Below are 14,816 nucleotides of genomic sequence, written 5' to 3'. Positions count from 1 at the left end.
GGTTCGCGCGCCGGCTCCGGCGCGCGCGGTCGTGCCCGGCTCAGTCGGCCAGCACCCAGGTGTCCTTGGTGCCGCCGCCCTGGCTCGAGTTGACGACGAGCGATCCTTCCTTCAGCGCGACGCGCGTGAGGCCGCCCGGCGTGATGCGGATGCGGTCCGACACCAGCACGAACGGACGCAGGTCGACGTGGCGCGGCGCGAGGCCGGCGTCGGTCAGGATCGGCGTCGTGGACAGCGCGAGCGTCGGTTGCGCGATGTAGTTCGCGGGACGGGCGCGCAGCTTCGCGGAAAATGCCTCGAGTTCGGCCTTCGATGCGCACGGCCCGACGAGCATCCCGTAGCCGCCCGAGCCGTGCACTTCCTTCACGACCAGTTCGTCGAGATGCTCGAGCACGTACTTCAGGCTGTCGGCCTCGCCGCAGCGCCAGGTCGGCACGTTCTCCAGCATCGCCTTGCGGCCCGTGTAGAACTCGACGATCTCCGGCATGTACGAGTAGATCGCCTTGTCGTCGGCGATGCCGGTGCCGGGCGCATTCGCGATCGTGATGTTGCCCGCGCGGTACACGTCCATGATGCCTGCCACGCCGAGCACCGAGTCCGGGCGGAACGTGAGCGGATCGAGGAACGCGTCGTCGACGCGGCGGTACAGCACGTCGATCGGCCGGAAGCCTTCGGTCGTGCGCATCGCGACGCGGCCGTCGATCACCTGCAGGTCGCTGCCCTCGACGAGATGCACGCCCATCTGGTCGGCGAGGAACGAATGTTCGTAGTACGCGGAATTGTGGATGCCGGGCGTGAGCACCGCGACGGTCGGATTGTCGGCGTTGCCGCCCGGCGGGCACACGGCCGCGAGCGACTGGCGCAGCATCTGCGGATAGGTTTCGACCGGGCGCACCTTCACCTGCTGGAACAGCTCGGGGAAGAGCTGCATCATCGTCTCGCGGTTTTCCAGCATGTACGACACGCCGGACGGCGTGCGCGCGTTGTCTTCCAGCACGTAGAACTCGTTCTCGCCGGTGCGCACGATGTCGACGCCGATGATGTGCGTGTAAACGTTGCCGGGCGGCCGGAAGTCGATCATCTCGGGGATGAACGCCTCGTTGTGCGCGATCAGGTGCTTCGGCACGATGCCCGCGCGCACGATTTCCTGGCGGTGGTAAATGTCGTCGAGGAACGCGTTCAGCGCCATCACGCGCTGCTCGATGCCGAGCGACAGCCGGCTCCATTCCGCTCCCGAGATGATGCGCGGGACGATGTCGAACGGAATCAGCCGCTCGGCGGCCTCCGCGTCGCCGTAGACGGCGAACGTGATGCCCGTCTTGCGGAACACGCCTTCCGCATCGTGGGCTTTCTGGGCGAGGCTCGCGGGATTCTGCGTGTCGAGCCATTGCTTCAGGCGCGCGTAAGGCGCCCTTACCATGTCGCCGGATTGCAGCATTTCATCGAATGGCTTCATCGACCTTTTCTCCATCGATCGTTTTCCCCGGCATTGCGCATGCCGGACCGGCGTACTGAATGCTTTGCAAGGAACGTGCCTTGCTCGATTCCTTCGATATCCCCCTGTTTTGCGCCGCCCAGGCACGCCTGTGCGGCATTGCGCACCACAACGGTGCAACGCCCGACGCGACGGGCGCCAGCGGTGCGCCGCAAGCGCGCACGGCCGATGCGGCGCCGCGCCCGACGAACATAGTTCTCCCGCGTGTCACGGATGTGCAATCTGCACTGCACCAAAAGCGGCGAGCCGGGCCCCGCAACGGCCATGAATGGGCGGGCCGGCACGCACACGGCGCAGCCGGCCCTGGGGAAGTGCCGTCCGGGCGGCCGGGACAGTCCGACGCGGTGAACTGTCCGGTTAACCGGTCCGGCCCCTCAACGCTATGCAGCCGTAATCCCGCCGACAATGCCCATGCATATTTCGACTGACACCCATCGAAAAAAAACATCGGCCCGACCGGCGCGAGGCGCGGTACGCTAGAACGTTGGTCAGCAGACGGCGCCGCCTTTCAGGCGCCCGACTATAAAAAGCGAAGATCGAAATGGAAGCAAAGTGGCTGGAAGATTTCCTGAGCCTCGCGGATACCAAGAGTTTTTCACGGGCCGCGCGTCACCGGCACCTGACGCAGTCGGCGTTCAGCAGACGGATCGCCGCTCTCGAAACCTGGATGGACGCGAAGCTGGTGGACCGGAGCATCAATCCGATCGCGCTGACGCCCGCCGGCCAGATGTTCCGCGGGCTCGCCGCGGACATCCTGCGCAGCATGTATGCGGCGCGCAATCTCGTGAACGGCTATGACCAGTTCGCGGCGAGCGACCAGGTCGTGCGCTTCGCCGTCGCGCATACGCTCGTATTCACGCTGTTTCCCGAATGGCTCAAGCGGCTCAACGGCGAGGTCGGCCACGTGACCGCGCGCGTCAATGCGGTGAACGTGCCGGAAGGCGTGCAGCAACTGGTCGAAGGCGAATGCGACCTGCTGCTCGGCTATCACCATCCGCAGTTGCCGATCGTGCTCGACCCGAACCACTTCCCGTTCGTCAGCCTCGGCGTCGAGCGGATCCTGCCCGTGTCGTCGCCCGACGCGCACGGCAAGCCGGTGTTCCAGCTGCCCGGCACGCCCGATGCGCCGCTGCCGCTGCTCGCGTATTCGTCGGGCGCCTTTCTCGGCAACATCGTCGAGATGCTGCTGCTGAATGCGACCGAGCCGTATGTCCTGCACCGGTGCTTCGAGACGCACATGTCCGAGGCGCTGAAAGGCATGGTCGTGGCCGGACACGGCATTGGCTGGCTGCCCGAAAGCTGCGTCGCGAAGGAGCTCGCGGACGGCACGCTCGTGTGCGCGGGCACGGGCGACTGGATCACCGAACTCGAAATCCGCCTGTATCGATCGGCCCGCAAGCGCGGGCTCGCGGCCGAGCAGCTGTGGGCCTACATCATGAACCGGCCGCGCACGGCGATCGACGCGCAGATCGGCGCCGAAGAGGCGGTCGCGCCGGCGATGCGCAGCGCGCGGCGAAGCGCAAGCGGCAGTCGCTGACGAAGGGTTAGCGCCGTGGATATCCACGGCGCGCATGCGCGCTTCTTCAACGGCAATCGATAATCCCATCCGACTCCGTAAAACCCGTCCTCGACTGTAATCGATCTCGATAAAACGCAAACGTTTGCGAATTCATATCGTACTTTTTACTGCTTTCCGTATTAAGTAAGAATATTCAGGCCGATTTTCAGGACAGAAATACCTTGTTACACAAGTTTCGATTTACCTGTAAGTATCGGAATGACCAAAAATGTCGCACCCTTATTTCATGATGTGCGATCCGAAGCCCCGTTTTCATTGATTCTGGTCGATTGCGGGTGCAATAGTTTCTTTTATCAGTCGTTATTTTTCGGCACGAACTTCGATACCTCAGACGCAATTCAAAGCGTGCTCGATCATCGCTACCGACGAGCAATTTTCATGTTCGGCAATATCGACTTTATTCAGCAATAAGCGATCCTCACCAATCCCTCCTTATCTTATTTAGATAGGACCTTTTACCCTCGTCCCATTCGGGCCACACGCGGTTGTTGGTTCAAAAACCATCGTGTATCAATAGCGTGTCGCAAAAAGAACGTTGGCAAATTCGACTCGGGGTCGGTGCATGCCATCGACTCCGGACGGGAGATTGCAATGTCACCCTCGCTTCGACAGCATGCTCGCCCTTTCCTGAGCGCCGTGCTCTCCACGCTCTGCATGAACGCCATGGCCCAGACACCGGCGACCTCGTCGCCGCCGGCGTCCGGTCCGGGGGCAAACCGGTACGTGATTTCGTATATCTGCGGCGATGCGCGGATCGACGGTACCGCGCCGCTTCCACCCGACGGCCGCCCGTACAACGTGGGCGTGTCTTTCGTGTCCGGAAACACCGGGCAGCCGCTCTCCAACGTGCAGGTGCGCCTGCGCCGGCATGGGCGCGTGCTCGTCGAATTCAATGCGTCGGGATCGCGCTGCCTGTTCAGCGTGCCGGATGCGAGCTATCGGGTCGAAGGGACCTATCAGGGAGCAACCCAGTTCGCGATCGTCGAGACGGGCACGCTCACGACGCAGTTGCGATGGTGAGCGTCGCGTCGCCCCGCTTCGATCACGTCATTCGTGGAACGCATCGAATCAAGGAGTCTTGAATGCCCCGTGCAGAACGACCGGACAACTCGCCTGCCCGTCAGCCGAAGCCCTCGTGGGGTCCGGGAAAGAATGCGGCGCTCAGCATCGCCGCGTTTGCCGCGATCTTCGGCGCTTTCGCGTATGTCGAGCGAGACGCGAGGGTCGGCCATGCGAGCGTGACGCACGATATCGCCGGCGTGATCGGAACCGCCGTCGGCAAGTACCGCAACCTCATCGTCGCTGCGACCGGCGGTGCGTCCGGCCCAGCGGCGCCCGCCGGCTCGACGCCGACGGTCGCGCAGGCCGGGCCGGTTCCGCCGTCAGCATCGGCTGCGCCTGCCATGTCGGCGGCAGTCGAACCTGCCGCACCACCGGCCACGACGGCCCGTTCCGATACGAAACCCCCGCGCCGCGCGCATCTGCCGGCGACGAAGCTCGCGGCCGACCCGCACGCGGCGTCGACCGGCAGTCGTACGGCGCGCCCCGGCGATGCGCATCGGACGTCACGTTCGCAGACGCTGGCGCGCACGAGAAAACACCCGGACCCCGTACCGAAACAGCAACCGCAGTCGTATATCGCGGACACGTCGCACATGGAGGCCACCAGCGTCACACACGACGAGCTGGAAGGCGCCCGCGCTCTGGCCAAGGCGCGCTGGTGCGCACAGATCGACGAATGGAGTTGTGTAGAACAAAACGCGAGCCGTGCACTCGCCATCGACCCGAAGAACAGCGAATCGCGCGCGCTGCTTGGACAAGCGATCCGCAACCGCCTGTGAACCGGTCGGATGGCGCCGGGCTTCGCTGCCCGGCGATGCGACGGCCGGCGACGAGCGTCGTCGGGCGTGCAACCGATGTGATCGTTTCAAAGTGAGGACACACCGTGGCCAACAATCGTCAACAACAATGCACCACCGTCGTTCCGCCGAATCGGCGGATCCTCCTGCATGCGCCGCTGCTGTGCCTGCTCGTCGCGTCCGGCTCGTGCCTTGCCGCCGAAGGCGACGCGGAGCCGCGCAGCGGGAGCGAAATCGCCGGATCCCGCGGCACGCCGGATGCGCTGCCGCCCGACCTGCAGCCGACGGGCGCGGCGACGCAGGCCGCGCAGGGTTCGGGCACGCAGCCGCCTTACGCGTCGACGCCGATCGCTCGGGCCTCGGATGCGTCGATGCAGATCGCGCAGGGATCGAACCCGGCGATGCCGACCACGGTCGTGGTGGATCCGGATGCTGCGCAGCCGAGCGCCGCGGTGCAGGCGCCGACCTCGTCGAACGCACCTGCAGCGCCCGAGCCTGCGTCGAGCACGCCGATGCTGCTTGCCCAGGCATTCGACACTTCGCCGCCCGATACGTCTGCGCCGCGCGAGCGAAAGCCGGATGCCCCGCAGCAGCTCGCGCAAACCGCGACCGCTGCACCGCCGGCTACGCCCACTACGCCGACGCTCACCGCTCAGGCATCCGGCACGCCGATGCCGAATGCGCCCGCGCCCGTGACCCAGCCGCCCGGCGCCGAACCGCCGTCGTCCCCGCAACCGACTTCACAGTCGCCCGGTGCGCAGCTCCCCGGCGAGCCGACCCAACGATCGCAGGGGCCCGACGTCGAAACACCGAACGCGCAGGCGCCGAATCTGCGCACGGCCGATGTCGCGACGGTGCGCAACGACGTGTTCGGCCTCGCGGCGAGCGGCGGCGCGGTCAAGGCGCTCGACGAAGCGAAGGCTCGCCCCGACGCCTTCTCCGCCGTCGACATCGCGCAACTGGAAGAACTGTCGATTCGCCAGCAGGTGCGCGGCGGACGCGACAAGTCGCGCTCGATGACGAGTTCGGACCGCTTCGATGGAATCGACAGCGCGCTGCGCGCGGCCGACGACCTCGACAAGCGGATACCGGCCACACCGGAGTACACGCCGGTGCGCACCGCGCTCGCGGGCGACCGGGTAGTGGCCCTCGCGGCACGCGGCGACATGAAGACGGCCGTCGCGACGTTCGAGACGATTCCGTCCAACGCGGAAATCTCGATCGACGCGCTCGCGGCCGTGGGCGACGCATACCTGTATCTGAGCGAGCCGGCCAAGGCGAACGCCGTGTATGCGCGCGCGCTGAAGCAGGCCACCGCGTCGCCGACGGATCGCGCGACGCGCGGCTTCCAGTACGGCTCGCGTACGCGTCCGATCGAGTTGCAGGAAGGGCTGTTCTGGTCGTACGTCGACCAGGGCCGCGCAGCGCAAGCGAAGCAGGTGCTCGACGACATGGAGAAGTCGCTGCCGCCGGCCAAGCAAGTGACCAACGTCGGCCCGGGAGAAAGCGACTACCTGCGCTACTACCGGCTGCGTGCGCAATACCTGATCTTCACGGGTCACGCCGACGAAGGGATCGCCGCGCTCGAACAGCTCGAGAAACAGGTACCGTTCAACGCGGAGATCCGTGCCGCGCACGCCGATGCGGTGTCCGGCCAGGCCCATCCGCGCCAGGCGATCTCGATGTATCGCGCGTCGCTGACCGATCACCCGGACAGCGTCGAGATGCTCGCGGGCCTCGGCCGCGCATCGCTCACGGCCGACGACTACGCGACCGCGAAGACCGTCGACCAGACCCTGGGAAACACGTTCCCCGATAGCGGCGCCGTGCGCGGCTTCAAACGCGACTACAAGGCATACCGCAGCCCGGTGTTCACGACCGACCTCAGTTTCGAGCACGGCAACAGCGCGCTGGCCGACAACAGCTTCACGTCGGACAGCTATGTGTATTCGCAACCGTTCGGCGACAACTGGCGCGTGTTTTCGCACACGTTCTACGGTTTCGCGCAGACCGACGGCGGCAGAATCAGCCGCACGCGCACGGGCATCGGCGGCGACTACCGGCACGGCCCGCTCACCGTGCTGGGCGAAGTCACGCGCTCGATGGGCTCGGACGGCCGAACCGGCGGCCGCGGGACGATCGCGTATGCACTGAACGACTACTGGACGGTCGGCGCCGGGCTCGACACCAACGACAACTCGCTGCCGTGGAAGGCGTATGCCGCGCACATCTGGGGCCGCTCCGCGAACGTCGAGGTCGTGTATCGCCAGAACGACCGGCGCGAAGTCAAGCTGAGCTACGGCGTGAGCCGCTACAGCGATTCGAACCTGCACCAGGAGATCGCGGCGACCGCCACGCAGCGCGTGTACACGTCCGCGAACCAGCTCGTCAACGTCTCGCTGAATCTCGGTACCGACAGCAACACGCGCCGGGACGCGCCCTACTTCAGCCCCGGTCGCGATTACGCGGCCGCGGCGACCGTCATGCATCAACTGACGCTGTGGAAGAAGGGCGACACGGGGCTGCAACAGCGCCTGTCGGTGTCGGGCGGCGCGTACAACGAGCGCGGCTTCGGCACCAGCCCGCTGTGGAGCGCGCGCCTCGAGCACGCGTGGACGTTCAAGCACGACATCACGCTGAGCTACGGCGTCGAGGTCAGCAGCCACGCGTACGACGGCCAGCGCGAGCGCTCCGAAACCGGCTTCCTGTCGCTCAACCTGCCGTTCTAGCAAGGAGATCGGGCAATGCTTCAATCCAGACGGACCTTCATGTGCGGATGCCTCGGTACGTTTGCCGCCTGTTCGCTATTCCCGGGCGTGACCAATGCCAGGATGATCGACCTGCTGCCGCCGTCCGATCCGGCCGACGGCAAGACGTTTCGCGTGATCTGCATGCACGACGTGCGCGACAACCTGATGGCGTCGTTTTCGTCGCCGAACGCGATCATCGATCCGTTCGCGGTCGATACCGGCACGCTGACCGCGATCTTCTCGTGGCTGCAGACCAACAACTACCACACGATCACGGTCAAGCAGATCGAGGAGTCGCGGCGCGGCGGCAAGCCGCTGCCGCCGCGCTCGGTGCTGCTCACGTTCGACGACGGCTTCCGCAGCCACTACACGAAGGTGCTGCCGCTGCTCGAGCGCTTCAAGTATCCGGCCGTGATGGGCCTCGTCACCGCGTGGATCGACACACCGCCGGATACGCCGATCCGCATCAGCGACAAGGTTCAGGTGCCGCGCGACTACTTCCTGTCGTGGGACGAGGTGAAGAAGCTCGGGCAATCGGAATTCGTCGAGCTCGGCTGCCACACCCACAATCTCCATCACGGCGCGGTCGCGAACCCGCAAGGCAACGAATTGCCGGCGACCACGTCGCATCTCTACCTGCAAGACCAGAAACGCTATGAAACCGACGCCGAATTCCACGCACGCGTGCACGACGACCTGCAGACCTGCGTGCGGCAGATCCGCGAACGCACCGGTCTCGTCGCACGCTCGATGGTGTGGCCATACGGCGCGGAAAACCAGCCCGTGCGCCAGATATCGACGTCGCTCGGCATGGACATCCAGTTCAGCCTCGATGCCGGCCCGAATACGCCGGACGTGCCGCTCGACCGGCTGAGACGGATCCTGATGATGTACGACGTCGATATCGGCGGGTTCGAGCGCTCGATGCGCGAGCCGGCGTCCAATCGCGGCGACGTCGACGTGCCCGAGCGCACCGTGCAGGTCGATCTCGACCAGGTCTACGATCCCGATCCCGCGCGGCAGGAAGCGAATCTCGGCAAGCTGATCGAGCGCATCTACCGGATGCAGCCGAAATCGGTGTACCTGCAGGCGTATGCGGACCCGAACGGTACGGGCGTGGCCGAAGCGGTGTATTTCCCGAACCGGCACCTGCCGATGCGCTCCGACCTGTTCTCGCGCGCCGCGTGGCAGCTCAACACGCGCTCCAACGTGCAGGTGTACGCGTGGATGCCGGTGCTCGCGTTCCGGCCGCCGGCCGACAAGCAGCGCAAGCTCGAGGCCGTCAGCGCATACGGCGGCGCGCCGGCCCGCGAGAACGGCACGCGGGTGTTCCGGCTGAGCCCGTTCGATCCCGATGCGCGGCTGATGATCCAGCAGATCTACGAGGATCTGAGCAAGCACGCGTCGTTCAGCGGCATCCTGTTCAGCGACGACGCCGTGCTCGACGACTACGAGGATGCCAGCCGGCATGCGCTGCGCACCTATGCGCAATGGGGGCTGCCGGCCGACGTCGGCAAGATCCGCGAGAACCCCGACCTGATGAAGCGCTGGACACGGCAGAAGACGCGCCATCTGATCGACATGACCCGGCAGCTCGAGCAGATCGTGCTGGCCCATCAGAACGTCGGCGATGTGCTGACCGCGCGCAACATCTTCGCGATGCCGGTGCTCAAGCCCGAATCGGAAGCGTGGTATGCGCAGAACTACGACGATTTCCTCGCCGCCTATGACTACGTCGCGCTGATGGCGATGCCGTACATGGAGCAGGCGAAGGACCCGGAGGGCTGGCTGGACCAGCTCGTGAAGGTGGTGCGCACGAAGCAGCGCGGGCTGCAGCGCACCGTGTTCGAACTGCAGTCGTACGACTGGCACGCGCGCAAGGACGTGCCGGCCAGCACGCTGCTTGCGCAGATGCGGCGGCTGCGCAGCGAGGGCGCCGTGAATTTCGGCTACTACCCCGACAACTTCCTGAACGGCCATCCGGAGCTCGATGCGATGCGAGACGTGATGTCGCTGAAGTCGCGCCTCGACCCCACCTCGATCAACGCGCTGATGCAGATGCAGCAATCGCCGGGAACCAAGACGCCATGAACACCCACAGCCTCATCCAGCGCCTGCAGGATTTCGTCTTCTACTATCCGTTCTTCATGTCGTATCTGTGGATGATCGGCGGTGTCGTGCACTACTTCCTGCTCGAGGAGGGCCGCGAGCTGTCGACGCGCACGATCGCGTCGAGCGGCATCCCGAAGGTCTCGATCGTCGTACCCTGCTTCAACGAAGCCGCGAACGCACGCAGCGTGATCTCCCATCTGAACGGGATGCAGTATCCGAACTACGACATCATCGCGGTCAACGACGGCAGCAAGGATCGCACCGGCGACATCCTCAACGAGCTGGCCGTCGAGATCCCGCGGCTGCTCGTGATCCACCATGCACGCAACGAAGGCAAGGCGGTCGGGCTCACGACCGCGGCCGCGGTATCCAACGCGGACTACCTGCTGTGCATCGACGGCGATGCACTGCTCGCGCACGATGCGATCGGCTGGATGCTCGAGCACTTCCTGACCGACCCGGGCGTGGGCGCGGTGACCGGCAACCCGCGCATCCGCACGCGCACGTCGCTGCTCGGCCGCATGCAGGTCGGCGAATTCTCGTCGATCGTGGGGCTGATCAAGCGCACGCAGCAGGTGTACGGCCGCATCTTCACGGTGTCGGGCGTAATCACGATGTTCCGCAAGACCGCGCTCGCCGACGTCGGCTACTGGAGCTCGGACATGCTGACCGAGGACATCGACATCAGTTGGAAGCTGCAGTGCCGCGACTGGCGCGTCGTGTACGAGCCGCACGCGCTCAGCTGGATCCTGATGCCCGAGACGGTGAAAGGGCTCTACCGGCAGCGGCTGCGCTGGTCCAAGGGCGGCATCCAGGTGCTGCTCAAGTACGCGGGCACGCTGATGCGGCCCACGCAGATGATGATGTGGCCGCTGTTCGCCGAATACCTGATAGGCATCGCGTGGGCGTACTCGATGTCGTTCATCCTGCTGCTCGCGCTGATCGACGTCGTCTACCCGCTTCCGCCGAACTGGCATGTGTCCGTGGTGCCGCACTGGCACGGGATGCTGCTAGTCGCAACCTGCATCCTGCAACTGATCATCGGCAGCATGATCGATCGTCAATACGACGAAAAACTCCTGATGTACTTCCTTGACACCATCTGGTACCCCGTCGCGTTCTGGCTGATCAGCATGATCACCACCGTCGTCGCCCTGCCCGCCGTCGTACTGCGGGGCCGCGGCAAACGCGCCGTTTGGGTCAGTCCCGACCGAGGCATTCAACATGAAGAACGCGCCGATTATTGACCTTTCCCTGCGCGCACCGCGCGACATGATCGCCGAACGCGGCGGCATCGTCGGGCCCGTGCTCGTCGCGTGGTTCCGTCTCGTGCGGCCCGCGCTGGTCGGAGGTGTATGGGCATCGATCTGCATCTACACGTACCGCTACCTGTTGCCGTTCAACGAGGCCGAGATGCCGATCGAGCAGATCGTGTTCTACGTGACGAGCATCGCGCTGATCGCCGGCACGATCGTCATGTGGCTGATCGCGGGACGCGTCGTGCATCCGCTCGCGTACCGGTTGCGCGTGTCGAAGATGCTGCGGCGCTCGGCCAGCGTCAAGGTGCGCTCGGTGCCGCCGACCGCGTTCGCGAGCGCACGCCGGCGCGGCGCGCGGCGCACGACGCGCATTCTCGTCGCGTCGCACGATGCGAACGGGTCGATTTCGGGCATCGAATGGGTCGCGCACGCCGGCCCGCAGCCCCATGAATGAATCGCCGAAGACGTGCCGCGCCGGTCGCGACGCCTGGCCGCGCGACGTGGCACCGCTTCCGGCATCGTGCTGGCGCGCGTCGCGCGCCAGCCGGAAACTTCCTGGAGACGAGGTGAATCATGTGCGGAATCGTCGGAGCAAGCGGCCTGAACAATCAAGTGCCGCAATTGGTCAATGCGCTGAGCCGGCTCGAATATCGCGGCTACGATTCGTGCGGCATCGCCGTGCAGGGCGACGGCCGCCTGCACAGCGAACGCACGCTGCGACGCGTGACGGACCTGCAGGATCGCGTGCTGACGCTCGGCCTCGAAGCGCAGACCTGCATCGCGCATACGCGCTGGGCGACGCACGGCGCGCCGTCGGAAATGAACGCGCACCCGATCATGTCGGGCGACACGATCGCCGTCGTGCACAACGGGATCATCGAAAACCACGACACGCTGCGCGCCGAGCTGCGTGAACGCGGCTATACGTTTCGCGGGCAGACCGACACCGAGGTCATCGCGCACCTGATCCACAGTCTCTATCGCGACGACCTGTTCGACGCTGTGGTGCGCGCCGTCAAACGGCTGCACGGCGCGTACGCGATCGCGGTGCTCGGCGCGCGCGAGCCGCAGCGCCTCGTCGCCGCGCGCGCCGGTTCGCCGCTCGTGATCGGCATCGGCGCCAAGCAGAATTACCTCGCGTCCGACTGCGCGGCGCTCAGCGACCTGACCGACCGCTTCGTATACCTGGAGGACGGCGACGTCGCGCTGATCACGCCGGAGCGCATCGCCGTGGTCGATGCGGGCGGACAGGAAGCGCGGCGCCCGTTGTGCGAAGTGAAGGCGCGCGCGGACGATGCCGCGCTCGGCCCGTACCAGCACTTCATGCAGAAGGAAATCTTCGAGCAGCCGAAGGCGATCGACAGCACGCTCGACGGTATCGACACGATCTCGCCGGCGCTGTTCGACGCGACGGAAGGCACGGGCGCACTGCTGTCGCGGGTGAGAAGCGTGCTGCTGCTCGGCTGCGGCACCAGTTACTACGCAGGCCTGACCGCGAAGTACTGGCTCGAAAGCATCGCGGGCGTGCCCGCCCAGGTCGAGATCGCCAGCGAATTCCGCTACCGCGACACGGTGGCCGATCCGCGCACGCTCGTCGTCGGCATCTCGCAGTCGGGCGAAACGGCCGACACCATCGGCGCGATCGAGCAGGCGCGCGCGATGGGCCAGGACCTGTCGATGGCGATCTGCAACGTCGCGACCAGCACGATCGCACGCAACGCGCCACTGCGGTTCCTGACGCGGGCCGGCACCGAGCTCGGCGTCGCGTCGACCAAGGCGTTCACCACGCAACTCGTCGCGCTGTTCGTGCTGACGCTGACGCTCGCGCAACTGCGCGGCCGGCTCGACGCCGCGCAAGTCGCGACGCACCTGAAGCAGTTGCGCGCGCTGCCCGACCGCATCGGCCATGCGCTCGCGCTGGAAACGCAGATCATGGGCTGGGCCGCGAAGTTCGCCCGCACCGAGAACGCGCTGTTCCTCGGGCGCGGCATCCATTTCCCGATCGCGATGGAAGGCGCGCTGAAGCTCAAGGAAGTGTCGTACATCCACGCGGAAGGTTATGCGGCCGGCGAGCTGAAGCACGGGCCGCTCGCACTCGTCACGAGCGCGATGCCGGTGGTCACGATCGCGCCGGACGATCGCCTGTTCCAGAAATTGAAATCCAACATGGCCGAGGTGCGTGCGCGCGGCGGCCGGCTCTACGTGCTGGCCGGCAGCCAGCTCGAAATCGACGCCGACCGCGACACGCACGTGATTCGCGTGCGCGAATCCGGCGACCTGCTGTCGCCGATCGTCAACGTGATTCCGCTGCAACTGCTCGCGTATCACGTCGGCTGCACGCGCGGCGCCGACGTCGACAAGCCGCGCAACCTCGCGAAATCGGTGACCGTCGAATGATGCGGCGAACGCGCCCGGTACAGGCGGTCGTGCGGCTGGCCGCGGCCGTGCTCTGCGGCGCGGGCGGCATCGGCGCGGCGCCGCCGGCCCTCGCCGGCGCGCCGGCCGTGCATACGGTCACCGTGTCGAGCGCGCCGTCGCCGCAGGACACCGGCGACCCGCGGCGCTTCATGCACGGCATCGGCGTGGCCGACGCCGGCGACGGCAAACGCTGGGTGTTCTTCAGCAGTTCGGGCATCGTGCCGCGCGGTGCGCTGCGCAGCGGCAACTGGCCGCACGACGTGTACGTCGGCGAATGGAAGCCCGACAAGCCGCGCGTGCTGCACGTCCGCACGCTCATCAGCCGCCCCGAGGCGCAGGAACCCGTATCGATCGCGCAGAACGCGCACGGCGACATCTTCGTCACGTTCGAGGACGGCTGGAACACGCCGCAGGAAGTCAGCCAGCGCTACGGCGTCTACCGCCGCGACCTGAAGCCGATCAAGCCCTACCCGAACGACGTCGAATCGGGCGGCCATTCGGGGCATGTCGCGACGGTCGCCGACCGTTTCGTCGTGTTCTATTCGGCCGACTGGGTCAACGGCGGCGGAGTCGACAACCTCGGCAGCGGCAACGGCGTCTACCTGAAAACCTACGACGCGGCCGGGCGCGTGCTGAACCATGTCGCGGTCGCGCCGCGCCGCCGCGAGTGGTGGCCCGTGATCGCGGGCTCGCCGCGCAACGCGCTGCTCGTGTGGCAGAAGTTCATCGAAGGCAGCACCGACGCGACGCTCGAATACGCGATGTTCGATCCGGTCACCGCGAAGCTGGAAAAACTCGGATCGCTGAACGACGCAATCCAGTACTACGTGTATTCGGCCGCCTACGTGCCGGAGATCGACCGTTTCCTCGTCGTCACGACGACAGCCGACGATCGCGGCGTCGCGATGCTGATCGCCCCGGACGGCCGTCGCACGGCGACGCTCGATTGCCTGCCCGCGTCGGTGCGCGAGTCTGACATCGGCGTCGCCGGCACGCACGCGTACGTGCCGACCCGCGACGGGCGGCTGCTGACGCTCGCGCTGGCGCCGGCGGATATTGCGGTGAGCGGCGTGCAGCGCTCGCCGATTCCGTGGGGATCGACCGGCGTCGCCGGTTTCCCGGCGCGAGGCACGGCGATGCATTTCGTATCGCTGACGCCGTCGGGGATGCGCGAAGCCGATTTCGAGCCGGAGCAACGCACGCCGATGCCGAAGAACGAAGTGTCGTGTTCGAGCCACTGACGGCTGGCCGGTAACGCGATGCCGCGAACGCGGGCAGACCGCGTGCGCCACCGTACCCGTCGTTTTCCGCCATCCGGACCGCGTTACGCCGACACGTCGCTCA

The 14,816-nt window shown here is 66.2% G+C and carries 10 protein-coding genes; 9 read left to right on the top strand and 1 reads right to left on the bottom strand.

Annotation, left to right across the window (positions count from 1 at the left end):
- Positions 1–40: 40 nt before the first annotated feature.
- On the bottom strand, positions 41–1,456 hold the full coding sequence (locus WT97_RS08490; RefSeq protein ID WP_060035987.1) for a circularly permuted type 2 ATP-grasp protein: 1,416 nt from the start codon (positions 1,454–1,456) through the stop codon (positions 41–43).
- Positions 1,457–2,036: 580 nt separating this feature from the next.
- Between WT97_RS08490 and WT97_RS08485 the strand changes: the two genes are divergently transcribed.
- The 9 genes from WT97_RS08485 to WT97_RS08445 all read left to right on the top strand — a co-directional run bounded on the left by WT97_RS08485 (position 2,037) and on the right by WT97_RS08445 (position 14,713).
- Positions 2,037–3,032, top strand: coding sequence for a LysR substrate-binding domain-containing protein (locus WT97_RS08485; RefSeq protein ID WP_059795682.1), 996 nt, complete (start codon positions 2,037–2,039; stop codon positions 3,030–3,032).
- A gap of 633 nt (positions 3,033–3,665) precedes the next feature.
- On the top strand, positions 3,666–4,094 hold the full coding sequence (locus WT97_RS08480) for a hypothetical protein (RefSeq protein ID WP_060035989.1): 429 nt from the start codon (positions 3,666–3,668) through the stop codon (positions 4,092–4,094).
- A gap of 62 nt (positions 4,095–4,156) precedes the next feature.
- Positions 4,157–4,915: a hypothetical protein gene (locus WT97_RS08475; RefSeq protein WP_060035990.1), complete on the top strand. Its 759-nt coding sequence runs from the start codon at positions 4,157–4,159 to the stop codon at positions 4,913–4,915.
- 104 nt (positions 4,916–5,019) lie between these two features.
- Complete coding sequence (gene pgaA, locus WT97_RS08470) at positions 5,020–7,662, top strand: poly-beta-1,6 N-acetyl-D-glucosamine export porin PgaA (protein ID WP_060035991.1); 2,643 nt, start codon at positions 5,020–5,022, stop codon at positions 7,660–7,662.
- 15 nt (positions 7,663–7,677) lie between these two features.
- Complete coding sequence (gene pgaB / locus WT97_RS08465) at positions 7,678–9,774, top strand: poly-beta-1,6-N-acetyl-D-glucosamine N-deacetylase PgaB (RefSeq protein WP_059795676.1); 2,097 nt, start codon at positions 7,678–7,680, stop codon at positions 9,772–9,774.
- Complete coding sequence (pgaC, locus tag WT97_RS08460) at positions 9,771–11,042, top strand: poly-beta-1,6-N-acetyl-D-glucosamine synthase (protein ID WP_059500764.1); 1,272 nt, start codon at positions 9,771–9,773, stop codon at positions 11,040–11,042. Before pgaB ends, pgaC begins: the two co-directional genes overlap by 4 nt.
- Positions 11,020–11,508 (top strand): hypothetical protein, encoded by a 489-nt coding sequence (locus WT97_RS08455; protein ID WP_059500765.1) that lies wholly within the window; start codon positions 11,020–11,022, stop codon positions 11,506–11,508. The genes pgaC and WT97_RS08455 overlap by 23 nt, the downstream gene beginning before the upstream one ends.
- 119 nt (positions 11,509–11,627) lie before the next feature.
- The gene (glmS, locus tag WT97_RS08450) at positions 11,628–13,451 is read left to right on the top strand and encodes a glutamine--fructose-6-phosphate transaminase (isomerizing) (protein ID WP_060035992.1); all 1,824 of its coding nucleotides are present in this window, start codon (positions 11,628–11,630) and stop codon (positions 13,449–13,451) included.
- The gene (locus WT97_RS08445) at positions 13,448–14,713 is read left to right on the top strand and encodes a hypothetical protein (RefSeq protein ID WP_060035993.1); all 1,266 of its coding nucleotides are present in this window, start codon (positions 13,448–13,450) and stop codon (positions 14,711–14,713) included. The genes glmS and WT97_RS08445 overlap by 4 nt, the downstream gene beginning before the upstream one ends.
- Positions 14,714–14,816: the final 103 nt, after the last annotated feature.

The organism is Burkholderia sp. MSMB1459WGS, from assembly GCF_001534535.1.
Taxonomy (GTDB): Bacteria; Pseudomonadota; Gammaproteobacteria; order Burkholderiales; family Burkholderiaceae; genus Burkholderia.
This window is presented reverse-complemented; position numbering and strand designations above follow the sequence as displayed.